Origin of the sequence: Streptomyces sp. NPDC002181 (genome assembly GCF_042890485.1) — a bacterium.
In the GTDB taxonomy this organism is placed as follows: domain Bacteria; phylum Actinomycetota; class Actinomycetes; order Streptomycetales; family Streptomycetaceae; genus Streptomyces.
In genome coordinates this window covers 175,829-200,960 of the sequence record NZ_JBIASC010000007.1, presented here as the reverse complement: position 1 = coordinate 200,960, position 25,132 = coordinate 175,829, and the positions used below count along the sequence as shown (strand labels likewise).

The 25,132-nt window shown below is 73.4% G+C and carries 22 protein-coding genes; 14 read left to right on the top strand and 8 right to left on the bottom strand.

The window, feature by feature from the left end:
- Positions 1-35 precede the first annotated feature (35 nt).
- From ACFYXV_RS19535 to ACFYXV_RS19510, 6 genes are all read left to right on the top strand, one after another.
- Positions 36-479 (top strand): MarR family winged helix-turn-helix transcriptional regulator, encoded by a 444-nt coding sequence (locus tag ACFYXV_RS19535; RefSeq protein ID WP_385474393.1) that lies wholly within the window; start codon positions 36-38, stop codon positions 477-479.
- A gap of 42 nt (positions 480-521) precedes the next feature.
- Positions 522-1,274, top strand: coding sequence for a hypothetical protein (locus ACFYXV_RS19530; RefSeq protein WP_389383581.1), 753 nt, complete (start codon positions 522-524; stop codon positions 1,272-1,274).
- Between the two features lie 141 nt (positions 1,275-1,415).
- Positions 1,416-2,147 (top strand): VanZ family protein, encoded by a 732-nt coding sequence (locus ACFYXV_RS19525; RefSeq protein WP_389383580.1) that lies wholly within the window; start codon positions 1,416-1,418, stop codon positions 2,145-2,147.
- A gap of 9 nt (positions 2,148-2,156) precedes the next feature.
- On the top strand, positions 2,157-2,918 hold the full coding sequence (locus ACFYXV_RS19520; protein WP_389383579.1) for a response regulator transcription factor: 762 nt from the start codon (positions 2,157-2,159) through the stop codon (positions 2,916-2,918).
- Complete coding sequence (locus tag ACFYXV_RS19515; protein ID WP_389383668.1) at positions 2,911-3,990, top strand: sensor histidine kinase; 1,080 nt, start codon at positions 2,911-2,913, stop codon at positions 3,988-3,990. The genes ACFYXV_RS19520 and ACFYXV_RS19515 overlap by 8 nt, the downstream gene beginning before the upstream one ends.
- 157 nt (positions 3,991-4,147) lie before the next feature.
- Positions 4,148-4,546 carry an ATP-binding protein gene (locus tag ACFYXV_RS19510; protein ID WP_385474385.1) on the top strand — a complete coding sequence of 133 codons (399 nt, stop codon included), beginning with the start codon at positions 4,148-4,150 and terminating at the stop codon, positions 4,544-4,546.
- Positions 4,547-4,554: 8 nt separating this feature from the next.
- Here the strand turns inward: ACFYXV_RS19510 and ACFYXV_RS19505 are convergent, their stop codons facing one another.
- Together ACFYXV_RS19505 and ACFYXV_RS19500 are read right to left on the bottom strand one after the other, a co-directional pair.
- On the bottom strand, positions 4,555-5,217 hold the full coding sequence (locus tag ACFYXV_RS19505; protein ID WP_389383578.1) for a DJ-1/PfpI family protein: 663 nt from the start codon (positions 5,215-5,217) through the stop codon (positions 4,555-4,557).
- Positions 5,218-5,337: 120 nt separating this feature from the next.
- Positions 5,338-5,706 carry a nuclear transport factor 2 family protein gene (locus tag ACFYXV_RS19500; RefSeq protein ID WP_389383577.1) on the bottom strand — a complete coding sequence of 123 codons (369 nt, stop codon included), beginning with the start codon at positions 5,704-5,706 and terminating at the stop codon, positions 5,338-5,340.
- Positions 5,707-5,777: 71 nt separating this feature from the next.
- On the opposite strand from ACFYXV_RS19500, the gene ACFYXV_RS19495 reads away from it, so the two are divergent.
- The 5 genes from ACFYXV_RS19495 (at position 5,778) to ACFYXV_RS19475 (ending at position 12,922) form a co-directional block, all read left to right on the top strand.
- Positions 5,778-6,653, top strand: coding sequence for a LysR family transcriptional regulator (locus tag ACFYXV_RS19495; RefSeq protein ID WP_385474381.1), 876 nt, complete (start codon positions 5,778-5,780; stop codon positions 6,651-6,653).
- Between the two features lie 55 nt (positions 6,654-6,708).
- Positions 6,709-7,617, top strand: a complete 909-nt coding sequence (locus ACFYXV_RS19490) for an aminoglycoside phosphotransferase family protein (RefSeq protein ID WP_389383576.1) — start codon at positions 6,709-6,711, stop codon at positions 7,615-7,617.
- A 189-nt stretch (positions 7,618-7,806) separates the two neighbouring features.
- Entirely contained in the window at positions 7,807-8,589 is a 783-nt protein-coding gene (locus ACFYXV_RS19485) for an SDR family NAD(P)-dependent oxidoreductase (RefSeq protein WP_385474377.1), read from the top strand.
- A 114-nt stretch (positions 8,590-8,703) separates the two neighbouring features.
- Complete coding sequence (locus tag ACFYXV_RS19480; RefSeq protein ID WP_389383575.1) at positions 8,704-11,607, top strand: BTAD domain-containing putative transcriptional regulator; 2,904 nt, start codon at positions 8,704-8,706, stop codon at positions 11,605-11,607.
- 121 nt (positions 11,608-11,728) lie between these two features.
- Positions 11,729-12,922: an FAD-dependent monooxygenase gene (locus tag ACFYXV_RS19475; RefSeq protein WP_389383574.1), complete on the top strand. Its 1,194-nt coding sequence runs from the start codon at positions 11,729-11,731 to the stop codon at positions 12,920-12,922.
- Between the two features lie 261 nt (positions 12,923-13,183).
- Here the strand turns inward: ACFYXV_RS19475 and ACFYXV_RS19470 are convergent, their stop codons facing one another.
- Positions 13,184-14,257, bottom strand: coding sequence for an alpha/beta fold hydrolase (locus ACFYXV_RS19470; protein ID WP_389383573.1), 1,074 nt, complete (start codon positions 14,255-14,257; stop codon positions 13,184-13,186).
- 122 nt (positions 14,258-14,379) lie between these two features.
- On the opposite strand from ACFYXV_RS19470, the gene ACFYXV_RS19465 reads away from it, so the two are divergent.
- A complete protein-coding gene (locus ACFYXV_RS19465; protein WP_385474369.1) occupies positions 14,380-15,114 on the top strand; it encodes a TetR/AcrR family transcriptional regulator in 735 nt (244 codons plus the stop codon).
- A 184-nt stretch (positions 15,115-15,298) separates the two neighbouring features.
- Here the strand turns inward: ACFYXV_RS19465 and ACFYXV_RS19460 are convergent, their stop codons facing one another.
- The 5 genes from ACFYXV_RS19460 to ACFYXV_RS19440 all read right to left on the bottom strand — a co-directional run bounded on the left by ACFYXV_RS19460 (position 15,299) and on the right by ACFYXV_RS19440 (position 21,332).
- Positions 15,299-15,514: an acyl-CoA carboxylase subunit epsilon gene (locus tag ACFYXV_RS19460; protein WP_385474367.1), complete on the bottom strand. Its 216-nt coding sequence runs from the start codon at positions 15,512-15,514 to the stop codon at positions 15,299-15,301.
- The gene (locus ACFYXV_RS19455) at positions 15,511-17,175 is read right to left on the bottom strand and encodes an acyl-CoA carboxylase subunit beta (protein WP_385474365.1); all 1,665 of its coding nucleotides are present in this window, start codon (positions 17,173-17,175) and stop codon (positions 15,511-15,513) included. The genes ACFYXV_RS19460 and ACFYXV_RS19455 overlap by 4 nt, the downstream gene beginning before the upstream one ends.
- Positions 17,176-17,479: 304 nt before the next feature.
- Complete coding sequence (locus ACFYXV_RS19450; protein WP_385474363.1) at positions 17,480-18,313, bottom strand: 4'-phosphopantetheinyl transferase family protein; 834 nt, start codon at positions 18,311-18,313, stop codon at positions 17,480-17,482.
- Between the two features lie 92 nt (positions 18,314-18,405).
- A complete protein-coding gene (locus tag ACFYXV_RS19445) occupies positions 18,406-20,160 on the bottom strand; it encodes an acyl-CoA dehydrogenase (RefSeq protein WP_389383572.1) in 1,755 nt (584 codons plus the stop codon).
- A gap of 275 nt (positions 20,161-20,435) precedes the next feature.
- Positions 20,436-21,332, bottom strand: coding sequence for an acyltransferase domain-containing protein (locus ACFYXV_RS19440; protein ID WP_389383571.1), 897 nt, complete (start codon positions 21,330-21,332; stop codon positions 20,436-20,438).
- Positions 21,333-21,994: 662 nt separating this feature from the next.
- On the opposite strand from ACFYXV_RS19440, the gene ACFYXV_RS19435 reads away from it, so the two are divergent.
- Together ACFYXV_RS19435 and ACFYXV_RS19430 are read left to right on the top strand one after the other, a co-directional pair.
- Positions 21,995-22,276 carry a PqqD family protein gene (locus ACFYXV_RS19435; RefSeq protein WP_385835651.1) on the top strand — a complete coding sequence of 94 codons (282 nt, stop codon included), beginning with the start codon at positions 21,995-21,997 and terminating at the stop codon, positions 22,274-22,276.
- Positions 22,277-22,405: 129 nt separating this feature from the next.
- Positions 22,406-25,078, top strand: coding sequence for a BREX system ATP-binding domain-containing protein (locus ACFYXV_RS19430; protein WP_389383570.1), 2,673 nt, complete (start codon positions 22,406-22,408; stop codon positions 25,076-25,078).
- Positions 25,079-25,132: the final 54 nt, after the last annotated feature.

Sequence of the window (25,132 nt, the reverse complement as noted above, 5' to 3'; positions counted from 1 at the left end):
CCAACAGCGTGCGCAGCGCACGCTATTCTTTTCCCGTGGAGAACGAAGCAGGTCACGAGATCGCGGACGCGCTGGGCATGCTGCTCCGGCGCAGCACGCGCACGCAGCTGCACCGGCGGCTCACCGAGGGCATGGGCGAGGGGGTGGACGAGCTGACGTACCCGGTCCTCAGCACCCTGGCACGCACCGGCCCGCGCAGCGCCGCCGACCTGGCTCCCGAGGTCGGGGTCGACCGCTCCGGCGTCACCCGACGGGCCTCCCGGCTGGAGGCCGCCGGCCTCCTGCGCCGCGAACCGGACCCCGCCGACGGGCGCGCGTACCTCCTCGTCCTCACCGACCAGGGCCGGGCCGCGGTGGCGCAGCTGCGCACCCGCCTGGCCGCGCACATCACGGCGAGCCTCGCCTCGTGGCCGCCGGGCGAGGCCGAGCGCTTCGCCCACGACCTGCGCCGCTTCATGACGGAGGGCCCCTTCGCGTAGGCCGTTTCGTTCGGATCTCGGAAGGCTCGTCATACTTCTCGGATGGAGATGCAGGCCGTGGAGGCGGCGCGGCGTTGGCTGGCTGATCAGGGTGTCCGCCAGGTGTGCGACGGGTGGGTGAGCGACGGGCAGCCGGAGATCTCGCTCACCGCCAACCAGGTGGCTCATTCCTGGGCCGGCGATGTGTTCGCCGAGGACCTGGACGCGGCCGACCAGGTGCGGTTGGCCTTCGGGCTGCTGGATCTCCTCGACGAATACTGGGTCACGTGCGAGATCCGGATGGCGAACGAGAGTGCGGAAGGCCCCTTGCCGGCCGACGTGCTGTGGGAGGGCTACCGCCGGCGGCTGGAGGTGGGCCGAGAGGTCGAGGCAGTCACCTACTCGCTGTGGGTGGACTGGTTCGAGGACCACACCACGTCCGCGACGGCCTTCGCCGAGGTCCTCGGCAACGACATCGACCGAGTGGTGGCCGGGCAATCGGAAGCCCTGCTCCGCCGAGCCCGTCGGGTTCTGGAGTGCTCGGGCCCGGTGGACTGGGCGGTAAAGGAGTCGACTTACCGCACCGCCGTCCGGCTTCCCGCCCTGCATCCGGCCCTCTTCCGCGGTCTTCTGACGAGTTTCCACGACGCCTACGGCGCACTGGAACCGGCTGCCGCACTGGCCCTCCTCGACCGGCTCGATCTCCCCGTGGGCACCCGGCACCTCGCCGAACTGCGTCACGTACTCGCCGCAGGGCACGAGAACCACTACCGCAGCGCCGGGGCCTGGGACGACGCGGTCCGCTCCTGCGCCTGAGCCGTGTGCTTCACAGACCGGGAAAGACGTCGGCGACGTGGAGTGGCGCTGCCGGGCGGTGAGCCCGGCCCGCGCCGTGTATCGCGGGCTTATCGGAAACCGCATACGCCGGCGCAACTGATCTTCGTCTCCCATGGGGGCATGAACCACAACGCCTCCCCGCCGGCGCCCGCCCGCCGCGTGCGCGGGGTCCTGCTGCCCTGCCTCGCAGTCCTGGGTCTGGCCTGCGTCCTGTTCGTGCTGCGCGGGCCGCTGATGATGTCCGCCCCGAGGTGCATGGCCGGGCGCTGGCACGGCTGCTACGACACCTTCAACGGGGTCGTGCTCATGACGCTGGTCACGCTGCCACTGGCCGTGGGGGCGGCATGGGCCCTGGCGCGCGTGCGGCCTGCCGGGGGCGGCGCCGGCGGCCCGTCGGCGTGGCGGCTTTCGCTGGCCGAGGTGGGCATGGTGCACGGGACGGTGCCGTTCCTGTGGCTGACCATGATGCCGGGCGCGGCGCCCGGCATCGCCCCCGCCCGGGTGAGCCTGGTACCGCTGCGGGACCTGGTCACGATGGGGCCGCTCGGGATCGCCGGCAACCTGCTGGTCTTCGCCTCGCTGGGGTTCTTCGCCCCGGTGCGCTTCGCGGCCCTGGCCTCCCTGCCCCGGATCCTGGCGCTCGGGGCGGGCTGCTCGGTCCTGGTCGAGAGCGCGCAGTACGTCCTGCGGCTGGACCGGGTGTCCTCCGTGGACGACGTACTGGTCAACGCGGCGGGCGCCGTACTGGCCGGCCTCGCTTCGCGCCGCTGGTGGCGCGCGCCTTCGCGCACGTCGGCGCATACGTCCGCACACACGTCCACGCATACGTCGGCGAGACGTCCCGCTGCTTAGGCTTCGGGCATGCGCGTACTGATCGTGGAGGACGAACCCTATCTGGCCGAGGCCGTCCGTGACGGTCTGCGGCTGGAGGCGATCGCCGCCGACATCGCCGGCGACGGAGACTCCGCCCTGGAACTGCTCGGGATCCACTCCTACGACCTCGCGGTCCTCGACCGCGACATCCCCGGCCCCTCCGGAGACGAGGTCGCCCGGCACATCGTCGCCTCCGGCAGCGGCATCCCGATCCTCATGCTCACCGCCGCCGACCGGATCGACGACAAGGCCTCCGGCTTCGGGCTCGGCGCCGACGACTACCTCACCAAACCGTTCGAGCTGCGGGAGCTCGTGCTGCGGCTGAGGGCGCTCGACCGCAGGCGCGCGTACGCCCGGCCGCCGGTCCGCGAGATCGCGGGCCTGCGGCTGGACCCCTTCCGCAGGGAGGTCTTCCGCGACGGGCGCTACGTCGCTCTCACCCGCAAGCAGTTCGCCGTGCTGGAGGTCCTCGTCGCCGCCGAGGGCGGGGTCGTCAGCGCCGAAGAGCTGCTGGAACGGGCCTGGGACGAGAACGCCGACCCCCTCACCAACGCCGTGCGCATCACCGTCTCCGCGCTGCGCAAGCGGCTCGGCGAACCGTGGGTCATCGCCACCGTGCCGGGTGTCGGCTACCGCATCGAGACCGGTACGGGCACGGGCGGTACGGGCACCAGCCATACGGGCACGGGCGGTACGGGCACCAGCCGTACGGGCACGGGCGGCTCCGGTCCCGGCCGTGCGCGTGGATAGGCGCCCCGGGCTCAGCGCCCGGCTGAAACTCACCCTCAGCTACGCCGGGTTCCTCGCCGTCGCCGGCACCCTCCTGCTGGCCGTGGTGTGGGCGTTCCTGCTGCGCTACGTACCCGACAACTCCCAGGGTCTGCTCGGGATCTCGCCCAACCGCTACCTCCTCGTGCACACCTTCGCCCCCGCGGCGGCGGTGGCGATGGCCTTCCTGCTCGTGTTCGGTCTGGTCGGGGGATGGATCCTGGCCGGCCGCATGCTCGCGCCGCTCACCCGGATCAGGGACGCGGCGCGGACGGCCGGGACCGGATCGCTGTCCCACCGGATCCGGATGAAGGGCCGCCAGGACGAATTCCGCGAGCTCTCCGACGCGTTCGACTCGATGCTCGGGCAACTCGAATCCCACGTCGCCGAGCAGCGGCGCTTCGCCGCCAACGCCTCCCACGAGCTGCGCACCCCCCTCGCCATCTCGCGCACGCTCCTCGACGTCGCCCGCAAGGACCCCGCGCGGGACCGGGACGAGCTCATCGAGCGGCTGTCCGCGGTCAATGCGCGGGCGATCGACCTCACCGAGGCCCTGCTGCTGCTCAGCCGCGGCGACCGCGGCAACCTCACCCGGGAAGACGTCGACCTCTCCCTCCTCGCCGAAGAAGCCGCCGAAACGCTGCTCCCCCTCGCCGAGCAGCGCCGGATCACGCTCGACGTCACCGGCGGGGCGGCCGTGGCCGACGGCTCCGCGGAGCTCCTGCTGCGGATGGTGACGAACCTCGTCCAGAACGCGATCGTCCACAACCTCCCCGCCGGGGGCACCGTGACGGTGCGCACCGAGGCGGACGGGGGCACGAGCGTCCTGCGGGTCGAGAACACGGGCCGCCCGCTGCCGCCGCAGCTGGTGCCGACCCTGACCGAGCCGTTCCGGCGCGGAACGGACCGCGTACGCACCGACGAGCACGCGGGGGCCGGCCTGGGCCTGGCCATCGTGCAGAGCGTCGTCCGCGCCCACGACGGGACCCTCGACCTCGTCCCGCGCCCCGGCGGGGGCCTCCTCGTCACGGTCCGGCTGCCCGGCACGCCGTAGCCATCGCGACCCACGCGGCCCACGCGGCCCACGCGGCCGAAGGTACGAGGCACCGGCGCCCGGGATCGGCCGTCCGGGCGGTGTGACCATGACGGCGGCGAACCTAGCGTGGAAGGACCGCAAACCGCAGGGGGGCCTGCTGGGATCGGAGGCACTCGTGCCCGCTCACCGCGTCGACATCGTGCTCCCCACCACGCCCGAGGCCGCCCGCTCGGCCCGGCGGGCCCTGTCCGAAGCCGTCAACGGCAGCGCCCTCGCGGACGACGCCCGCCTCCTCGTGACCGAAGCCGTCAGCAACGCGGTCCGGCACACGGTGAGCACCCACATCCGCATGGTGGTCGACGTCGAACCGGGGAGCGACCGGCTGCTGTGCGCCCTGCGCGACGAGACCCCCCACCTGGGCCCCGCGAACCCGGCGCCCGCGGGCAGCGCGCAGCGCGAGTCCGGGCGGGGGCTCGGGCTGATCGCCGCCCTCAGCCAGTCGTGGGGCGTGGCCACGGACGGCACCGGCAAGTGGGTCTGGTTCTGGCTCGGCGCCTCCGCGAACCGCGCCTGAGGCCCCGGTCAGCCAGGTACGGACGCGGATGCGGACGCGAGCGCAAGCGCGGGCGCGGGCGCTGAAACGAGCGCGGGCGCGGGCCCGCCGATGGCGCGCAGCGTGCGCTCCACCGTCTCCCGCTGCTCGCCCACCGGGGCGGCGTAGGCGATGGCGCCGCGCGCGGCCTCCTCGCCGAGCGTACGGGTGATCGTCCACGCGGCGAGGTACTGCGAGGCCAGGCAGCCGCCCGCCGTGGCGATGTTGCCCTCGGAGTGGAACGGCGCGTCCAGCACGGTGACGCCGCAGGCCTCGACGTACGGGCGGCTCGTCAGGTCCGCGCAGGCCGGCATCCCGGCGAGCAGCCCGAGCCGGGCGAGGACGAGCGCGCCGGAGCACTGCGAGCCGATCAGCTGCCGCGCGGGGTCCAGGGGCAGCTGGGCGAGCAGCCGGTCGTCGGCGACCACGTCGCGCGTCCTGACCCCGCTGCCGATCAGTACGACGTCGGCGTCCGGGATGAACTCCATGGGCCGCTGGCCGGTGACCTCGACGCCGTTCATCGACGTGACCACGGGCGTCGGCGTGGTGATGAAGGCTTCCAGGCCGTCCTTGCGGCACCGGTTGACCAGGGCCGACGCGATGAAGCTGTCGAGCTCGTTGAACCCGTCGAAAGTGACCACCGCTACCTGCATCCCGACCTCCTGAGCATGGCGTTCGAAGCGCCAGCCTCTCAGGTGCGCGGGGACGGGTCACGGGCCAATGCGCCGGCATTGGCCCGCTCACTGCGGAGCTCGCCGGGGGTCCGGCGCGGCTCAGACCTGGTCGGCGAATCCCGCCAGCAGCCCGCGGGGGTCGAAGGTCACCCGGATCCGCGTGATCCGGCCGTCCGCCACGTGCATCCAGTTCGCCGTCGGCGCGGGCGGCGCGATGCCGGTGCGCAGGTCGAACCAGGTGATCACCTCGTCGCCCTCCGCCACCCGCACCTTCACGTCGATCTTCTCCAGCACCCGCCCGAGACCCTTCAGTCCGGCCAGTGCCTCCTCCGCCCCCTGCGCCGTCCCCAGCGCCCCGACGAAGTCGACGTCCTCGGCCAGCAAGCCGCGCATCGTCTCGAAGTCGCCCGCCTCCCAGGCGGTGAAGTAGCTCTCGGCCAGTTCTCGCGCAGTCCTCGTCGTCGTCATGGCTCCATCGTGCCGACCGCACCTGCCATCCGTCCAACAGATGGATCCGATGGCATCTATCATCATCAGATATGGAGATGCACCAGCTGCGCTACTTCGCCGCCGTCGTGGACGAGGGCACCTTCACCGGCGCCGCCCAGCGCCTGCACGTCAGCCAGTCCGGCATCAGCACCCAGGTGGCGAAGCTGGAGCGCGCGCTGGGCCAGCAGCTCCTCGACCGCTCCGGCCGTCAGGTACGCCTCACCCCGGCCGGCGAGGCCGTGCTCCCCCTCGCGAAGAACGCCCTCGCCACCCTCGATGCCATCCGGCACACCGCCGCGGAGTTCGCCGATGCCGTCCGCGGCCGCGTCCGGCTCGGGATGGTCATGGGCTGCGCGATCCCGCCCTTCCTCGACGCCGTCGCCGACCTCGGCCGCACCCACCCCGGCATCGAACTCAGCCTGCACGAGGGCTACTCCGCCGACCTCCAGTCCCAGGTCCTCTCCGGCTCCCTCGACCTGGCCCTGATCGGATACGCGGGCGAGGTCGCGACCGGCCTGGAGGCGAGCGTCGTCATCGACGAGCCGATCGCCGCCGTCGTCCCGGCCGGGCATCCCCTCGACCTGTCTCGGCTGCCGCTCACCCGCCTCCGGGGCGAGAAGATCCTCTGCCTCTCTCCCGGCACCGGCATCCGCGCCGCGTACGAGCAGTCCTGCCGCAGGCTGGGCCTCGACCCGCGCGTGGACATCGAGGCCGCCTCCCCGGCCGCCCTGCTCCGCCTCGCCGAGCGCGGCGCGGGCGTCGCCGTCCTCAGCGCCTCCTCCACGCAGGGCTCCGGCCTGCGGGCCGTCCCGCTCGCCGACGCCGCCATCCGTGCCCGGCTGGGCCTCGTCACGCGCCACGACCCGCGCTCCCCGGCCGTACGCCTCCTGCGGACCAGGCTCCTCGCCGCACTGCGGGCCGAGTAGACGGCCGGGGAAAACCCTTGGCAGGGCCGCCTGTTCGGCGGGTACGTTCCCCGCCATGTCCGATACGCACACGAAGATGCACGCCGACGAGGTCGACATCGACGAGGCCCTCGTCGAGCGGCTGGTCGCGGCGCAGTTCCCGCGGTGGGCCGGGCTGCCCGTACGGGAGGTGCGTTCGGCCGGCACGGACAACGCCATGTACCGGCTGGGCGAGGACATGAGCGTACGGCTCCCCCGCATCCCCGGTGCCGAAGGCCAGGTGGCCAAGGAGCAGCGGTGGCTGCCGCACCTCGCACCGCACCTGCCGCTGGAGGTACCCGTCCCGCTGGGGCAGGGGGTCGCGGGCGAGGGGTATCCGTTCGCCTGGTCGGTGTACCGCTGGCTCGACGGCGAGAACCTCTTCGACGAGCCGCTCACCGAACCACACGAAGCGGCGGCCGGGCTGGGGAACTTCGTCACGGCGCTGCGGCGGATCGACACCGCCGGCGGGCCGCGGTCGTTCCGGGGCGGGCCGGTGGGTACGGCCGACGCCGCGGTGCGGGCCGCGATCAGGGACCTGGGCGCCGACGGCACGCTGGACGCGCAGGCGGCGACCGCCGCGTGGGAGGCTGCCGTTCGCGTCCCGCAGTGGGAGGGCGCGCCCGTGTGGCTGCACGGCGATCTGCTGCCGGGGAACCTCCTCGGCCGACGCGGCCGGCTCAGCGCGGTCATCGACTTCGGCGGCGTGGGCGTCGGCGACCCGGCGTGCGACGTGATGGCGGCCTGGACCCTGCTGTCCGCCGACACCCGCGGGGTGTTCCGCGAGGCGGCGGGCGTGGACGACGCGACGTGGGCCCGCGGGCGCGGCTGGGCCCTGCGCTTCGGACTCACGGCGGAGCACCACTACCGCGTGACCAACCCCGTCCTGGCCCGCGTCGCCCACCGGGCGACGGCCGAGGCGATCGCCGATCACCACCGCGGCTGAGGTCGGACCCGCCGCCCGGGTCGAGCGCTGCCGACTCGAACCTCGACGTGGTGACCCTCGAACCTCGGCGCCGTCACCGCTCCGGCCGTCGTACCGGTGAGTTCGCGGTGAGCGGCCGGTGAGCCGTCTTCGCGACGGTGGGTCCAGCGCCGGATCCACCGCGGACCGGCCACGGGGCAGGGAGTGGCGATGAAGGTTCTGACCGGCAAGACGGCACTGGTGACGGGCGGTTCGCGGGGAATCGGGCGGGCGGTCGCGCTGCGGCTGGCGGCCGAGGGCGCGCTGGTCGCCGTCCACTACGGGGGGAACGAAGGGGCGGCCGGGGAGACCGTGGCGCGGATCGAGGAGGCGGGCGGCCGTGCGTTCGCGATCCGGGCGCGGTTCGGCGAGGAAGGTGCGGTGGACCGGCTGTTCGAGGAGCTGGCCGCGGGGCTGGCACGGGCCGGGTGCGAAGGGGCCGGACTGGACGTCCTGGTCAACAACGCGGGCATCAGCTCGGGCCACGCGATCTCGCAGGTCACCGCGGCGGAGCTCGCCAGGCTGCTGGAGATCAACGTCGCCACCCCGTTCTTCGTGATCCAGCGCGCGATGGCGCTGCTCAACGATGGCGGACGCATCGTCAACATGGGCTCGACGGCCAGCCGGTTCGCGGTCTCCACCCAGATCGGCTACACGATCAGCAAAGCGGCGCTGGAGTCCATGGCGCCGTCCCTGGCCAACGAGCTGGGCCGTCGCGGCATCACCGTGAACACCGTCGCGCCCGGCGCGGTGCGCACGGACATGACCGCGGGCCACACCGCCATCCCCGAGGTGGTCGCCGGACTGGAGTCGATCACCGCGCTGGGGCGGCTGGGCGAGCCCGAGGACATCGCGGACGTCGTCGGATTCCTGGCGGGCCCGCAGGGCCGGTGGGTCACCGGCCAGACCATCGACGTCTCGGGCGGGACGTTCCTCGGCCCGATCGCTCCCTGATCCCGGCCCGATGGCTCAATGACGTCGGCCCGATCGCTCGGTGACCTCGGCCCGATCGCTCCGTGACCTCGGCCCGACCGCTCAGCGATCACGTGCCGGTGGATAATCACCGGCATGCGGTTCGGAATCCTCGGCGAGACCAAGGCGTGGCACGGCGACGGCGGCGAGGTGCCGCTGGGCGGTCCGGCCCGCCGGGCGCTGCTCGCGCTGCTGCTGGTGCGCTCCGGAGAAACCGTCTCGTCGGACCGGCTGGTCGACGAGATCGACCCCGCCCGGGTCCTGTCGGCGCATTCCCTCCAGTCCCAGGTTTCCCGGCTCCGTACGGCGCTGGGCACCGGGGCGGTGATCGAACGGGCCGGAGCGGGCTACCGGATCGTGGTCGATCCGGACGACGTGGACGCTTCCCGGTTCGAGCGGCTGGCCGGGGCCGGCCGGGCGGCACTGGCCGACGGCGACGCGGCGCGGGCGCTCCCCCTGCTGCGCGGGGCCCTGGAGCTGTGGCGGGGACCGGCGCTCGCCGGCCTGCCCGAGAGCGAGACGGCCCGGGCGACCGCCGCACGGCTGGAAGAGCTGCGGCTCGGGGTGCTCGAAGACCGCATCGAGGCCGGGCTCCGGCTCGGCGAGCACGCGGTGGCCGTACCCGAGTTGCGCGAGCTGGTCGGCCGGCATCCGCTTCGGGAGCGGCTGGCCGGGCTGCTGATGCGGGCACTGTTCGCGGCGGGCGGGCAGGCCGAGGCCCTGGTGGTGTTCGAGCAGGTCCGCAGGCACCTGGCAGAGGAGCTGGGCGCCGACCCGTCTGCCGAACTGACCGCACTGCACCGGGAACTGCTGAGCGCCGACCCGGCACCGGCGCCCGCCGCGCCGCCCGCCCAGCTGACGAGCTTCGTGGGCCGCGCCGACGAGGTGACCGAGGTCGCCGGGCTGCTCCGGGTGGCCCGGCTGGTCACCCTGACGGGGCCCGGCGGCGTCGGCAAGACCCGGCTGGCGGCCGAGGTCGCGGACGCCGAGGGGGCCGCCGACGAGGTGTGCTTCGTGGAACTGGCCCCGCTGCGCGACGGAGCCGGGCTGCCGCAGGCCCTGCTGGGCGCGCTCGGCCTGCGGGAGAACGGTCTCCAGATGGACGGCGGCGCGAAGACGCCGGTCGACCGCCTGGTCGCGGCGCTGTCGGACCGGGTGCTGCTGCTCGTACTGGACAACTGCGAGCACGTCGTCGACGAGATCGCGCGGCTGGCGGCGCGGCTGCTGTCGTCCTGCCCGCGGCTGCGCGTGCTGGCGACGAGCCGGGAGCCGCTCGGCATCATCGGCGAGCACCTGTTCCCGGTGCGGCCGCTCGACGCCGACGCGGCCGTACGGCTGTTCACCGAGCGGGCCGCAGCCGTGCGGCGGGGCTTCACCGCGGACCCCGGGCTCGTACGGCGGATCTGCGCTGCGCTCGACGACCTCCCGCTGGCCATCGAGCTCGCGGCGGCGCGCTCGCGCACCCTGGACGTCGAGGACCTGGCCGGACGGCTGGACGATCTACTCGGTGTCGCCGCCCGCGGCAACCGTACGGTCGACGAGCGGCACCGCACGCTGCGCTCGGTGGTCGCGTGGAGCTGGGACCTGCTCTCCGGGCCCGAGCAGCGGGCGGCGCGGCGCTTCACGGTCTTCGCCGGGGGCGCGACGGCCGAGTCCGCGCTGCGGGTGTGCGGCGCCGACGGCGAGACGCTGGAATCGCTGGTCGACAAGTCGCTGCTGGAGTTCGCGGGCGGCCGCTACCGGATGCTGGAGACGATCCGCGCGTACGGTGCGGAGCTGCTCGACGCGGCGGGCGAACGCGCGTCCGTGCGGCGCGCACACGCCCGGCGCCTCCTGGAGCTGGTACGGACGGCCGACCCGCACCTGCGGCGGGCCGAGCAGCTGGAGTGGCTGCCGGCCGTGGCCGCCGAGCACGGCGACCTCATGGCGGCGCTGCGGTGGGCGGTCGAGGAACCGGACGTGGCCACAGCCCTCGAGCTGTTCGCCTCGGCGGTCAACTACCTGTGGATCCGGGGGGCTTCCGGGTCGGCCGCCTCGCAGGCGGCCGCCCTGCTGGCGGCGGTGGGCGAGGCGGTCCCGGAGGGACTGGGCGAGGAGTACGCGGCGTGCGCGCTGCTCGCCGGGGCCGCGCCGACGCCGGATGACGCCGGTCAGCGGATGTGGCGGCGCCATCGCACGGCGGCCGCGACGGCGCTGGCGGCAGCGTGGTCCGGCGGCCGGCCGGGCCGCTACCCGGCCGTCCTGCTCCTGTGGATGATGCGGAACGCGATGGGACCCGATGCGGAGGACGCGTTCGCCCTCCTCTCGTCCCAGCGTGACGGCGCCGAGCCGTGGGCCCGGGCCGCCGCCCACTACGTGTCGGGATTCGGGCGCCTCGGCGAGGGGGACCCCGCGGGGGCCGAGCACGCCTTCGGCGAGGCCTTGCGGGTATTCCGCTCGCTCGGTGACCGGTGGGGCACCGCACTGGCCCTGGACTCGCTCGCCGGGGCGGCGGGCGCCCGCGGCGACCGCGCGCGGGCGGTCGCGCTGACCGACGAGGCGCTCGTGCTCACCGAACTGCTCGGCGCCCTGGAGGACAGCGCCGACCTGCTGGTCAACCGGGGGGACCACCTCGCCGGCGACGACGCGGCCGCGGCCCGCGCCGACTACGCGCGGGCCGCCGCGCTCGCCCGCCGCGCCGGCAGCTCCACGTATCTGGCGGCGGCCCTGCGCGGCCTCGGCGACATCGCCCTGGACGAGGGCGGCCCGGCCGAGGCCGAACGGCTCTACGCGCAGGCGCTGGAGCGGATCGACCCGCACTGGGTCAAGAGCCTGGGGACCAGGCTGCGCACGCTCATCGGGCTGGGCCGCGTCGCCGGTGCCCTCGGCCGCGACGCCGAGGCGCGCCAGCGGTACCGGGAGGCCGCCGCGGCCGCGGAGGGGATGGGGGCACCCGCAGCGGAAGTGCTGCGGATCCTGGGACTGTCCGAGGAGGTCGCGCACGCTGTGCTGAGCGCGTGACACCGCCGCGGTGACGTGAGCGCGGTGAGCGCGGAACGCCCGGTGAGCCCGGTGAGCGACCGGTGAGCCCGGTGAGCGCGCGGTGAACGTCCGGTGAGCGGCCCCGTACAAGCTCTGCGGCATGACGAACCTCAAGGTCCTGATCTCCGGCGCCTCCGTCGCCGGCCCCGCGCTCGCCTACTGGCTCCACCGGCACGGCTTCCAGGCCACCATCGTGGAACGTGCTCCCGCGCTCCGCGAGGGCGGCTACGCGGTCGACTTCCGCGGCGAGGCCCACCTGACGGTCCTGCGCCGCATGGGCATCCTGGCCGACATCGAACGCGCCCGCACCGGCGTGGGCTCCATGACGTACGTCAACAGCGCGGGCAAGCGCCAGGCCGAACTGCCCGCCGACCTGTTCGCCGGGGACATCGAGGTCCTCCGGGGCGACCTGGCCCGGATCCTGTACGACGCGACCAGGCAGCACACCGAGTACGTCTTCGGCGACTCCATCACCTCGCTCACCGAGGACGCCCACGGCGTGCACGTGACCTTCGAGCGCGGCGCGCCCCGCCGGTTCGACCTGGTGATCGGCGCGGACGGGCTGCACTCCAACACCCGCCGCCTGGCGTTCGGGCCGGAGGAGCGGTTCGTCAAGCACCTCGGCGTCAACTGCGCGATCTTCACCACGGCCAACCACCTCGGCCTCGACCACACCGGGCACGCCTACCGCACCGCGGGCAGGCTCGTCGCGATGTACAGCGCCCGCCACAACGAAGAGGCCAAGGCGGTCTTCTACTTCGCCTCGCCGCAGCTGGACCTGGACCGCCGCGACGTGGCGGGGCAGCAGGCCGTCCTCGCCGAGACCTTCGCGGGCAACGGCTGGCAGAGCGACCGGTTGCTGCACGACATGCGGTACGCGCCCGATTTCTACTTCGACTCGGTCGGCCAGGTCCACATGGACAGCTGGTCGCGCGGCCGGGTCGCGCTGCTCGGCGACGCCGCCCACTGCCCCTCCTCCCTCTCGGGCATGGGGTCGGGGCTCGCCCTGGTCGGCGCGTACGTGCTGGCGGGTGAACTGGCGGCGGCACACGGTGACCATCGCGCGGCGTTCGGGCGGTACGAGGAGGAGATGCGCGAGTACGCGCTGGGCTGCCAGAAGATGGGCGACGGCGTCGCCAGGCTGATGGTCCCCGGAAGCCGTGCCCTTGCCGCGGTCCTCAACCGCTACTACAAGATCATGCCGTACCTGCCGGGAAAGAACATGGCCGCCAGGATCGCCCGCAAGACCGCGGAGAACATCTCCCTGCGCGACTACGGCCGGGTCGCCCGCTGACGAGTCCGGCGTCACGATTTGTTTCGCGAGGCGATCGGGGAAATCGGATCCGCCCCCTACGGCCTTCTTATGGGAGGGAAAAGCCCGCGGAACGGCCGGAACGAGCGGGTTCGAACGGCCCGTTCTTTTCGCCGGGGCAGTGGAGATCAGCTCGGGCCGCGCACGAGGACGCGTACGGCGCCACTCGTGGCCGGCGGGGATTCACGGCCCCGTCCACGGGCCGCGCGCGCCTCTCCACCGGGGTGCGGGCGCCCGCCCGGATCAGACGCCGGCGGGCTGGCGGGCACCGGTGACCACCGGACGCACGCGGGTCAGCATCAGGTGCAGGAACCACTGCGGATCGCGGTAGCAGGCGAAGTGGCTGGTGTTCCCGATGAGCGCGAACTCCTTGAGCGGGGCCTGTACGTCGTCGAAGAAGTTCCGGGCGCGCTCCGCCGGGGTGATGACGTCGCGGTCGCCCTGGAAGATGAAGAAGGGCAGGTCGAAGCGGGTGCCGTCGGCCCAGTCGTCGGCCGCGGCGACGTCGGCGAGGATCTGCTCGGAGAACTTCATGGCCTTCGCGAAGCCACCCAGCTCGCGCAGGGTGTGCAGCGGGGAGAACCACAGGGAGCCCATCACGACGCTCTTCATGGTGCGTGCCGTCAGGGGGTCGCTGGTGGCCAGCATCCTGCTGTACGCGGCGCGCTGTCCGGGGGTCCACCAACGGGAGTCGGGGCCCATCCGCTCAAGGGCTTCGAGCTGCTTGCGCCCGCCCCCGGCACGCAGGCGCGCCCGCAGTCCTTCGTACACGGAGGTGTCGCGGCCCGCATCCTGGATGTTCTGATCGGTGCCTACGTAGGCCGAGTACCACTGGGGGTACTCGCGGGCGAGGCGCAGCCCGAAGACGCTGCCGAAGGACTGACCGAGGAGCACGACCTTGTCGACACCGAGCCGCTCACGGACGTACCGGGTGACCTCGACGGCGTCCTGGTACATCCGGGCCACGGTCATCTCGCCCTGGCCCTCGGGGCCGGAGCGGCCGAAGGTCTTGCCCGCGCCGCGCATGTCCCAGCGGACGAGGGTGAAGTGCTCCTCCCAGGCCCGCGTCCGCGTGCCGAAGATCGAGTTGGAGGAGCCGGGGCCGCCGTGCAGCTCAAGGACGACCGGGTTGGCCAGGTTCTCGCCGCGGATCGAGATCCACTGCTCAAGCCCGCCGATCCGGACGAAGCCCTGCTCGTCGATGCCGTTCGCGGTGTCGATGCTCAGCAGCCGGGCGCCCTGGACGCGCCGCAGTGCGCGGTGCCCCAGCAGGGCGGCCGCAGGGGCGGCGAGAAGGGCGGCGGACGTGGCAAGCATGGTGTCGAGCATGGTGGACCCCCACTTACTGTTTACGACTTAAGCGATTACGTTTACGGTATATACGGTTTCCCTGGGGCGTCAACCCGGCAGGCCGAAAACCAATCTGAGAGCAGGGCTGTATGACCAGAAACAGGGAAGAGAAGCGCGACGCGGCCGTCAGCCTGGCGCTCCTGTGGAACGAGGCAGGACAGCCCAGACGCGGCCCGAAACCCTCGTTGAGCGTGGAGCGCATCGTCAGCGCGGCGCTCGACATCGCCGACAAGGAGGGACTGGACGCGCTCTCCATGCAGAGCGTCGCCGCGCAGCTCAGCGTCACGACCATGGCGCTCTACCGCTACGTCCCGGGCAAGGCGGAACTGGTCGACCTGATGGTCGACGCCGCCATCGGGCCCGCCCCCAAGGTCACCGACGTACAGGGGGGCTGGCGGCCCCAGCTGACCGAATGGGCCCGGCAGTGCTGGGCGCTGTACCAGCGCAGGCCGTGGATCGTCACCGCCACCGCCATGCGCCGCCAGCTGATGGGGCCTCACCAGCTGGCGTGGCTCGACTCCGCGCTGGCCGTGCTGTCACAGACCGGGCTGTCCTTCGCGCAACAGCACGACATCTTCCTGCTGGTCATCGGGCACGTCCGCAATCTGACCCAGCAGCGCATCGACCAGGACGAGGACGGCGACCAGGAATGGAACCGCCTGACGGGGGACGTCCTGGAGCGGCACGGACACCGCTTCCCGGCGCTGACGGCGGCCATCGCGGCGGTCGGCCCCGAAGCCTTCGTCCCCCAGGACGACGACCCCCTCGACTTCGGGCTGGAACGCATCCTGGACGGGGTCGCCGTGCTGATCGACCGGTCCTGAGGGCCGGGGCCGGCGGCCGCCGCCGTCCGTCCCTCCGGCCGTCCGTCCCTCCGGCCGTCCGTCCGTCCGTCCGTCCGGAAAACGCCGCGCCGCCCGGGGCCATGGGCCAACCGGGCGGCGTGCGGGAGCGGGACGGGACGGGACTGGATGGACGGAACGGGACGGGACGGGACGGGACGGCGGGTCAGGAGGCCCAGGCGCCCGGCGCGATGAAGGAGGGGTGGCGGCGCGGGGGAAGTCTGCGCACCCGGGCCTCACCCTGCGGGTCGCTCGCCTCGTGGGACGTGCGGCTCCGCGCGGAGAGCAGGACGGCCAGGGCCGCGACCTCCTCGGCGGTCGGGTTGCCCTTGGTGATGCGGATCGCCGCCAGCGCCAGGGCGGTCCGGTCGTCGGCGGTCACAGGGGCACGTTCCCGTGCTTGCGGCTCGGCTGCTGCGTGTGCTTCGTACGCAGCATGTCGAGCGTGGAGATGAGCCGCGCGCGCGTCTCGGCCGGGTCGATGACGTCGTCGACGAGGCCGCGTTCGGCCGCGTAGTACGGGTGCATCAGCTCCGTCTGGTACTCCTTGATCTTCTGCGCGCGCGTGGCGTCGGGATCGTCCGAGGCGTTGATCTCGCGCCGGAAGATGACGTTCGCCGCTCCCTCCGCGCCCATCACCGCGATCTCGTTCGACGGCCAGGCCAGCGCCACGTCCGCGCCGATGGAGCGGGAGTCCATGACGATGTACGCACCGCCGTAGGCCTTGCGCAGGATCAGCGAGATCCGCGGGACCGTCGCGTTGCAGTACGCGTACAGCAGCTTCGCGCCGTGCCGGATGATCCCGTTGTGCTCCTGGTCCACGCCCGGCAGGAAGCCGGGCACGTCGATCAGCGTGACCAGCGGGATGCTGAACGAGTCGCAGAACTGGACGAAGCGGGCCGCCTTCTCGGAGGCCTGGATGTCCAGGACGCCCGCCAGGTGGGCCGGCTGGTTCGCGACGATGCCGACGACGTGGCCGCCGAGGCGGGTCAGCGCGCAGACGACGTTCTGCGCCCACTGGGCGTGGACCTCGAAGTAGTCCCCGTGGTCGGCGACCTCCTCGATGAGGTCGCGGATGTCGTAGCCCTGGGTGGGCTTGGCCGGGACCAGGTCCAGCAGGCTCTCGCACCGCCGGTCCACCGGGTCCTCCAGGTCGCCGGCGGGGGCGAGTTCACGGTTGTTGGAGGGCAGCAGGGACAGGAGGTGGCGTACGTCCTCCAGGCAGCTCTGCTCGTCGTCGTACGCGAACGCCGCCACACCCGAGGCGCCGGCGTGGCTGTCGGCCCCGCCGAGGTGCTCCATCGTGACGGCCTCGCCGGTCACGGCCTGGACCACGTCCGGGCCGGTGATGAACATCTGCGAGGTGCCGCGCACCATGAACACGAAGTCCGTGAGGGCGGGCGAGTACGCGGCGCCGCCGGCGCAGGGTCCCAGGATCACGGAGATCTGCGGGATGACGCCGGAGTTGCGGACGTTGCGCTGGAAGATGCCGCCGTAGCCGGCGAGCGCGGTGACGCCCTCCTGGATACGGGCGCCCGCGCCGTCGCACAGGCCCACGATCGGGGCGCCGGCCGCCTCGGCCAGGTCCATCAGCTTGTGGATCTTCTCGGCGTGCGCCTCGCCCAGCGCGCCGCCGAAGATGCGGAAGTCGTGGGCGTACGCGAAGACGGTGCGGCCGTGGACCTTGCCCCAGCCGGTGACGACGCCGTCCGTGTGCGGCTTCTTGTCCTCCAGGCCGAAGCCGGTCGCACGGTGCTTGCGGAGCTGCTCGACTTCGTTGAACGTTCCCTCGTCGAAGAGCAGTTCGATGCGCTCACGGGCCGTCAGCTTGCCCTTCGAGTGCTGGGCGGCGGTGGCGCGCTCGCTCGGGCCGGCCTCGGCCAGCGCCCGTACCGCGTGCAGTTCCGCGGTGCGCTCCCGCAGGGAGGCGAAGCGGGTCTCCTCCCGGCGCGGGGAGATCGCGGCCGCGGGCCGGGAATCCGCAGCGGTTCGGGAGTCCGGCGCGAGTACGGTCTCCAGTGGTCTTTCCTCGACGATGCTCATACGGGCCCTTTCGACACAGAGGCACCGGGTCCGGCCGGTGTCGCGTCGCCCAGCATCGACCCGGACGCTACAGCCGGACTCGAATTACGCACGGGGATCCGTACGGGGCCGCTCGCGCCGCAGGCCGGACGGGGTTTTCCGGACATGCCCGTGCCTCGCCGCGCGGGCGTGGGCCGGGGCAGCGAGGCACGGGGAGCGGCATGGCGCCGGTGGGGGGGCCGGCGCCGTGCCGCGGGTCCGACTCTCCCCCGGACCACTCGGGGCTGCCTACAGCGGCAGCCCAACAGCGGTGGCGCGGGCGGGGTCAGGACCGGTCGAGGAGGCCTGCCACCGTCGCCATGAAGCCCTCGTCGAGCATCGTGGAGACCGCGGTGTCACGTGAGGTGCCCAGGCCGGTGTCGTGACAGGCGACGCTGACGAGATAGCGGTCCAGCACCGGGTACGTGCCGAACGCCCACTCGCCGCGGGCCGCGGGCGTGCCGTCCGGGGCGAGCAGGCCCGCGCCGCCCGCGCTGCCGGTGGCGAAGCCGAACTCGGAGAAGCCCAGCCGCAGTCCCTGGCCGAGCGCCTTCGTGTAGGCCTCCTTCAGGGTCCACAGCCGCAGCATCGCCGCCGGCTGCCGCGCTTCGGGCAGTGACGCGAGCTCGGCCTTCTCCGCCGCCGTGCACACCTGGTCCTGAAGGAGGTGGAAGGAGAGCCTGCGGTCGGCGGGTTCGGTGTCGATGCCGATCCTGCCGGTACGGCTGATGCCCACGGCGATCAGGTCGTCGGTGTGGGTCAGGCTGACGTCGATCTGGTCGAAGCCGCGCAGGTACGGCCGGCCGCCTATCTTGTAGGCGAGGTCCAGGTCGGCGGGGTCGACGCCGAGCGCGGCCGCCGCCGTGTACTTGACGGCCAGCCGGGAGGCGACGAAGCGGTAGCGGACCGTCGGGTCGGTGGTCTGCCGGTAGCGCAGCCAGTCCCGGCCGAGCAGCGGGCGCAGCGCCGGTTCCGCCAGCGCCGCGGTGAGCCACTCGCCCCAGGTGGTGAACACCGAGGCGTTGCCGCGCAGGGCCATCCCCTCCCGCACCTCCTTCCAGGGACCGGCCGGCCCGGTGACGTGGACCGGCGTGGTGATGCGCTGCGCGTCGTCCGCCATCGGCTGCCTTTCCCTGGCGCTGGAGGTGCTGGAGGTGCTGGAGGTGCCGGCTGCGTTCCGCGGGTGGCCGTGCCGGTGCGGGGCGGCCGAGGTCACTGCGCGAGTTCCGTCGCGTCGAGGTCGCAGCTGCGGCCGGTGCGGTAGCGGCTCATCAACTCCTCGAGAACCTGATCGAGGCAGCCGTCGGGGAGTTCGGGCACCGGGATGCCGAGCCTGCCGCCGATCCGGGAGAGGGCGAGCACCGCCCAGGCGGGGGCGGCCAGGAAGGGGTCGCCGCCGTCCTGGCCCTGCCAGATGCCGAGGACCGAGGCGGCCGCGAGGACCAGGGCGTAGCGGTCGCTGAGCACGCACAGGGCGGGGTCGGACAGGGTGGCGCGGCTGCCGTGGGCGGGGATGGCCCGGCAGCGTTCGCGCAGGGCGCGCAGCTCGGTGACGAAGGCTTCGGCGAGGTCGGCGAGGGCGGTCAGCTGGCCCCCGACCCCGCGCACCTCGGCCAGCCGCGCGGCGGACTCGACGAGCGATGCGGCCAGGAAGTCACCGCCGTCGGCGATGCCGAGCAGCCGGTAGTCGAGGGCGGGCAGGTCCGCGCCGGTGCGGAACAGCTCGGGCGGCGGCGCCTGCTCGCGGAACCACGCGCGTTCGGCGAGTGCGCGCAGCTGGGGGACGATCACGGCCTGGCAGGAGGCGGTGCCCGCGTGACCGAGTCCGGCCACGGGCAGATCGCGGCCGAGCTTGTCGAGGGCGCCGTACTCGGGGGTGCCGCGCTGGTACCCGCGGGCACCGAGAACGGTGGCGAGTTCCTCCAGGTCCTCCCGGAGCAGGTCGGGGACCACGTACTTGACCGCCGCGGCCAGCACGTGGGTGCGGTCGGGCAGCAGGCTCAGCGCGCGCAGGCTGACGGTGGCCATGCTGTCGCAGGCGAGCATGTCGGCGAAGACCCCGGCGAGCGGCTTGTGCCAGCGGCGGGCCAGGGGACGGCTGCGCCCGGCGGTGGCGGCCCGTACGGCGGAGTGCAGAACGGTGTCGACGGCGGCGACGGCCGTGGAGGCGATGACGCAGCGGTTGACCTGGTACGTGCGCAGCGCGAGGGCCACGCCTTCGCCGGGGCGGCCGACGAGAGCGTCGGCGGGGACCGCGCAGTCGGTGAACTCAAGCCCGGAGAACAGGCCTCCGCGCATGCCGGTGGTGGGGACCCGCGGCAGGTGGGTGATGCCGCCCTCGAGTTCGTCCGGGTGCACGAGCAGCACGGAGTGGCTGTACGGGGTACGGGCCGGGTCGGTGCGCGCGTAGACGACGTACGCCTGGGAGCGGGCGGCGTTGATGATGACGTCCTTGCGGCCGCCCAGCTCGTAGCCGCCGCCGGGTGCGGGGACGGCGGTGAACTCGTCGCGCAGGATGTCGTTCGCGTGCGCCAGCTCGTGGTGGACGATCGAGGCCCGGCCGCCGCCGAGCAGCAGGTCGGCGGTGGACCTGCGCTGCTCCGGCGTGCCCGCCGCCCAGACCGCGGAGGTGGCGAAGAGCGAGGTGATGCCGAAGCCGAAGCCGAGGGCGAGGTCGCGGCGGAAGACGGGGCGCAGCACCTTGGCCAGGTGGTCGGCGCGGGTGAGGCGGCCACCGTACTCGGCGGGAACGAACTCGGCGCCGAGCCCGGCCTCGGTGAGCAGCCGTTCGGTGGCCTCGGGAGGCTCGCGCCGCTCGTCGGCGGCGAAGAGGGCACCCAGGCCGTGGGGGTTGGCGGGGTCGTACGGGTCGCCGAGCTGCGCCTCCAGCCGGGCCGCGCGGCGCAGCGGGGCGGTGGCGCCGACGTGTCCGGAGGCGGTGTCCGCGTGGATTCCGGTGGTGGCCATGGTGGCGGGATCAGCTCCTTCGTCGTGGGACTCGCCGTTGCTGGTGGCCCGGGGCTGGTCCGTCCGTCGTGCACGGGTGTCCAGCGTCACGGGATCCGCTCGACGGTCGCTTGAGCCCTCGTACAGCCGGGGCCTTGAGTCGCCGGAAGGCACCGCTCGCGGGCGCGGCCTGCCTGCCTGCCTGCCTGCGCCGGCCGGCCTGCCTGCGCCTGCCTGCGCCTGCCTGCGCCTGCCTGCCGTGCCCGGACTTCTGCGACCGACTGCGGCGCCCGGCCTCATGGCGGTGCGGTCTCGGCGAAGACCACGGGCCAGGCGATCGGGTGGCCGTGGTGGTGGAGGCGGCCGAGGCTGGTCAGCACGGCGTGTACTTCGCTGCCGGGGGCGGTGTCGCGCGCGTCGGGCCCGCAGAGGTGGGTGCGGGGGAATCCGGCGGTTTCGAGGGCGCGCTGCGCGGCCGCGGGCGAGGGTGCCGCCCGGGCCCGGCTCAGGAAGTGCTCGGGGGTGACGGCCCGCTCCCCGGGGCGGGGGCCGAGCAGTTCGCCCGTCGTCGCGCAGACCAGCGTGCGGGTGGGAGCGCCGAGGCGGCAGGCCCTGGCCACCCGCAGGAATCGCCTCTCGGAGGCCGCGCGGGCGGTGTGGGGCGCGTCGTGTGGGGCCAGCCGGCCGCGGACCGTCACCATGCGTGCCGCGTCGTCCAGGTCGAGCACGCCTGCCACGTGGGCCGCGGAGATCTCGCCGACCGCGTGCCCCGCCACGGCCCGTGCCTCCACTCCCCAGGCCTCCCACACCCGGAACAGGGCGATGTGGTGGGCGAACAGCGCGGGCTGGGCGAACGCGGCGTCGCGGATCAGGGCGGAGTCCACGCCGTCGCGGGGGGCGAACACGACGGCGGCCAGCGGCAGCGGCAGCCAGGCGTCCAGTGCCTCGGCCACCTCGTTCCACGCCTTGGCGAAGGGGCGGCAGGTGCCGTAGAGGTCCCGGCCGGAGCCGGGGAGCAGGGGGCCGCGGGCGGTGAACAGGACGGCCTGGCCGGGCGTCCGGTCCGCCGCCGCACCGGGCGCGGGGGCGGCCCGCCCGGCCGGCCGGGGTACGGCAGGGGAGCGCCGCGCGGCTCTCGGCAGCGCGGGGCCGGGCCCTGCGAGCAGGACCTCCCAGGAGCGTTCGTCGGACACCGGGCGCCTCCACGGTCTCGTACCGGTCCTTCGGGGCAGCGGACCCGTCGGTGCACCGTGCGGGGTCGGCTCGCTGACGACGGTCACCGTGCTCGGCCCTGTTCGGCTCTGCTCGGGTGCGGGGCAGCGGGGGTACGGCTGCCGGAACGGCTGTAGTCGGAGGTGGCGACTGCCGGGCACACGCTGCACGGCCCGGCTTGAGGAACCTTCGAAAGCCGCTCAAGACTCGCCACAGGAACGGCGCGGGGCCCGACGTACCAGAGCGTGCCACGGGGACGCGGCCGGAGCGGGGCGCCGTCCCGAATGACGCACCGGTTCGGCGGCTCCCGATAACCGGATGAAAAGCGTCTCCGGTCGAACGAAACCGACCGCGGCGGACCCTCCTCCTGAAGGGCTTCGATATTCGGCCAACTATCGGAGGAACGGGTTTGGAGCCTCGTCCCCCTACGCCCTGGGGGACGCGTTCGCCCACCTAAGGGGTGTCCCGAAAGGGCAACCCCAGATTGCCGCTGCCGTCATGGATCTGGGCCGCATTCCGTAATAGCTTGAGACGCACTCGATCGGCTGAAGAGCCGAGGACGACTGAAGACGGCCGGTCAGGAAATCCCAGGTGACCGCGTCACTTCCCAGGTGACTCCTGGGAGCCGGCACTGGAGGTATCTGTGCGCGTTCGACCGGTGCCGGGGCTCAGTGTCGCCGTCGATGCGAACGGGCGCATGGAAGTCCTGGCGGAATCCGCAGACGGGACGGAACGGTTCTACTGCGGTCCCGTGGGAACCGCCATGTGGATCGTGCTGCGCCAGCACGACGGAGACGTGGGCGCGGCAGCCGACGCCTTGGCCGGCCTCTGGGAGACCGCTCCCGCCAATGCCCTGGCCGACCTCGAGATCTGGGTCGAGGAAATGCGCGATGCGGGGCTCATGCGCAGCGAACCCGGTCCCTGAACCCACCCCCTACTCCCCCGGACCGGCCGCCCGTGCCCCCGGGTGCTCCGTCATGGCTCGACCACCCCTGTAGGAAGCTGCTTCAGCCTGATTCAGGTTAGGGGTGGACCTTTCACTACGGGGGCAGGTATGTCGTTGGTGGGCCGAGCATCGGTGATCGCAATTCTGGACACGGCTCTCGCGGACTGCATGTCCGGCGAGTCCCGCATCGTACTGATCGAGGGCGCGACGGGATCCGGCAAGAGCACCCTCGTCGACACCGTCGCCGAGCGGGCCCGCGCCGCCGGAGCCGTCGTACTGAGCGCGGTCGCCTCGCCCGCCGAGCAGGAGGTGCCGCTGGGCGTCCTGGGGCAGCTCGTCAACAGCGAGCAGTCCTTCACGTCGCCGGAGCTCGCTGCGGACTCCCCGGCGCCCTCGCGCGTCGGGGCCATGCAGGCGTTCTGCGCACAGCTGCGCGAACTGAGCGAGGCCAGCCCCGTGGTCCTGTGCATCGACGACGTGCAGCACGCGGACGAGGAGTCCCTGCGGTACCTGCAGTACGTGGCGCGGCACGCGCGCTCGGCCCCGGTCCTGATGGTCGTCACCGGTGCGCCGCACGCCGAGGCCCAGGATCCGGTGTTCACCACGGAGCTGATGCGGCAGCCGCACTTCCGGCGGATCAGGCTGGGGCTGCTGTCGGAGGCCGAGGTGTGCGCCGTGCTCGGCGGGCAGCACGGCGGAGTCCGGCCGCGGCCGGAACTCGCGGCGGACCTCCACCGGATGAGCGGCGGGAACCCCCTGCTGCTGCGCGCCCTGTTGCAGGAGCTGCAGGAGCTGCAGGAGCTCCGGGAACAGCGCGGCCACCGGGGTCTCGGTAACGACGACGGGGCTCGGCCGGCGGACTCCGCCGGGGACCGGTTCCCGGCACCCGCCCCCGGAGGCCCGTTCGCCGAGGCCGTGGCCACCTGCCTGCACCGCACCGGTCCGACCGCGACCGGGCTGGCCCGGGCGGTCGCACTGCTCGGCGAGCTCGCCTCCGTGCCGCGGATCATCCGGCTGCTCGGCGTCGGCTCCTCCTCGGCCCAGCGGGGTCTGGCCGCACTGGAGGCGGCGGGCATCCTCGACGGCGTCCGGTTCCGGCACGACGGCGCTCGGAGCGCGGTCCTCGACGGCACCGGTCCCTCGGCCAAGGCGGATCTGCACCGCCGGGCCGCCGCGGTCCTGCGCAAGGACGGCAGTCCGGCGACCGCGGTGGCCGGGCATCTGCTCGCCGCGTCGGCCGACGGGGCGCCCTGGTCCGCCGGGGCCGCGGACATCGAGGTGCTGCGCGACGCCGCCGAGGACCTCCTGGTGTCGAACGACGCGCCCAAGGCCCTGCGGCTGCTGGAGCTGGCCCACGAGGCGGGTGCCGACAGCCCGTTGCGGGGCGCCATCCGCATTCGGCGGGCCCAGATCACCTGGCGCTACGACCCCGTGGCGGCCGAGCGGCAGGCCGGCTCGCTCCTCGACGACCTGCACTCGGACCGGCTGGACGCCGAGCACGTGCAGCCGCTGGCCGGCCTGCTGCTGGCCCAGGGGCGGGTGGCGGACGCGGCGCGGCTGCTGAAGGGATCCGAGGGAACGGGCCACGAACCGGGCACGTCCCCCCTCGACACGCTGCTCGACACCGGCGTGGCCGCCAGCGAGCGGCTGCTGCAGTCGGCGAGGCTGACCGATGCGACCATGGCCCCCCTCACCCAGGCGCTGCGCTCCCTGATCGCGTCCGAGCACCCCGAGCGGGCGGTGCCCTGGAGCCGGAAGCTGATGGAGGAGGCCCACCGCTGCCAGGCCCCCGGCTGGAGCGCGGTCTTCGCCACCCTGCACGCCGAGTCGCTGCTGCGGCTGGGCGATCTGCGCGGCGCCCACACCCATGCCGCCATGGCGCTGGACCTGCTGCCGGAGAGGAACGGCGGTACGTTCCACTGCGCGCCGACGGCGGTACTGATCCGCGCGTGCAGCGGCATGGGCCGCTACGCCGAGGCCTCGCGCTATGCGGACCAGCAGATTCCGCAGCGGCTGCTGTCGAGTCTGCACGGGCTCGGCTACCTGCGTGCGCGCGGCCTGCACCAGATGGCGGTCAATCAGCCGCACGCGGCACTCGCCGACTTCCTGGAGATCGGCAGGATCCTGGAGAGCTGGGGGGCCGACCGGCCCGCCCATCTGCCGTGGCGTACGGACGCGGCCGAGGCGCTGCTGCGCCTGGGCAAGCCGCGCCAGGCCGAGCAGTTCGTGCTCCAGCAGCTCTCGCTGCCCGATGCGCGCCGGCCCTGGGTACGGGGGGTGTCCCTGCGGCTGCGGGCGCTGGTCTCCGATCCCAAGCAGCGGCCGGCGACGCTCAACCAGTCGATCGACGAGCTGCACCGCTCAGGGGACCGCGTGGAGACCGCCCGGTCCATGGCGGAGCTGGGCCGTGCCCTGGAGGCGGACGGGGCGCCCGCCAAGGGCAGCGCGATGATCCGCACGGCGTGGAACCTGGCCAAGGAGTGCGAGGCCACCACGCTGTGCAAGGAGATCCTGCCCGACGCACCGCTGACTCCCGTGGCCCGTGACCGGGCTCCGGCCGGTTCGGGCGGTACGAACACCGAGACGAAGCTGAGCAGTTCCGAGCAGCGCGTCGCGACCCTGGCGGCCCAGGGCCTCACGAACCGGGAGATCTCGGCGAAGCTCTACCTCACGGTGAGCACCGTCGAACAGCATCTGACGCGCGTCTACCGCAAGTTGCAGATCAGCTGCCGCGGGGACCTTCCGCTGGACCTGGAGCTGGGCAGCCGGGCCACGGTCTGACCGCCCGGGGGTATGCCGCGGCGCCCGGGAACGCCATGCGTTCCCGGGCGCCGC

What these genes read in the sequence shown, in the direction of transcription:
- ACFYXV_RS19520 (WP_389383579.1), top strand. Translation starts at nt 2,157, where the DNA reads ATGCGCGTACTGATCGTGGAGGACGAACCCTATCTGGCCGAGGCCGTC.
- ACFYXV_RS19475 (WP_389383574.1), top strand. Translation starts at nt 11,729, where the DNA reads ATGACGAACCTCAAGGTCCTGATCTCCGGCGCCTCCGTCGCCGGCCCC.
- ACFYXV_RS19525 (WP_389383580.1), top strand. Translation starts at nt 1,416, where the DNA reads ATGAACCACAACGCCTCCCCGCCGGCGCCCGCCCGCCGCGTGCGCGGG.
- ACFYXV_RS19495 (WP_385474381.1), top strand. Translation starts at nt 5,778, where the DNA reads ATGGAGATGCACCAGCTGCGCTACTTCGCCGCCGTCGTGGACGAGGGC.
- ACFYXV_RS19490 (WP_389383576.1), top strand. Translation starts at nt 6,709, where the DNA reads ATGTCCGATACGCACACGAAGATGCACGCCGACGAGGTCGACATCGAC.
- ACFYXV_RS19530 (WP_389383581.1), top strand. Translation starts at nt 522, where the DNA reads ATGGAGATGCAGGCCGTGGAGGCGGCGCGGCGTTGGCTGGCTGATCAG.
- ACFYXV_RS19455 (WP_385474365.1), bottom strand. Translation starts at nt 17,175, where the DNA reads ATGAGCATCGTCGAGGAAAGACCACTGGAGACCGTACTCGCGCCGGAC.
- ACFYXV_RS19465 (WP_385474369.1), top strand. Translation starts at nt 14,380, where the DNA reads ATGACCAGAAACAGGGAAGAGAAGCGCGACGCGGCCGTCAGCCTGGCG.
- ACFYXV_RS19485 (WP_385474377.1), top strand. Translation starts at nt 7,807, where the DNA reads ATGAAGGTTCTGACCGGCAAGACGGCACTGGTGACGGGCGGTTCGCGG.
- ACFYXV_RS19445 (WP_389383572.1), bottom strand. Translation starts at nt 20,160, where the DNA reads ATGGCCACCACCGGAATCCACGCGGACACCGCCTCCGGACACGTCGGC.
- ACFYXV_RS19470 (WP_389383573.1), bottom strand. Translation starts at nt 14,257, where the DNA reads ATGCTTGCCACGTCCGCCGCCCTTCTCGCCGCCCCTGCGGCCGCCCTG.
- ACFYXV_RS19480 (WP_389383575.1), top strand. Translation starts at nt 8,704, where the DNA reads ATGCGGTTCGGAATCCTCGGCGAGACCAAGGCGTGGCACGGCGACGGC.
- ACFYXV_RS19500 (WP_389383577.1), bottom strand. Translation starts at nt 5,706, where the DNA reads ATGACGACGACGAGGACTGCGCGAGAACTGGCCGAGAGCTACTTCACC.
- ACFYXV_RS19450 (WP_385474363.1), bottom strand. Translation starts at nt 18,313, where the DNA reads ATGGCGGACGACGCGCAGCGCATCACCACGCCGGTCCACGTCACCGGG.
- ACFYXV_RS19505 (WP_389383578.1), bottom strand. Translation starts at nt 5,217, where the DNA reads ATGCAGGTAGCGGTGGTCACTTTCGACGGGTTCAACGAGCTCGACAGC.
- ACFYXV_RS19430 (WP_389383570.1), top strand. Translation starts at nt 22,406, where the DNA reads ATGTCGTTGGTGGGCCGAGCATCGGTGATCGCAATTCTGGACACGGCT.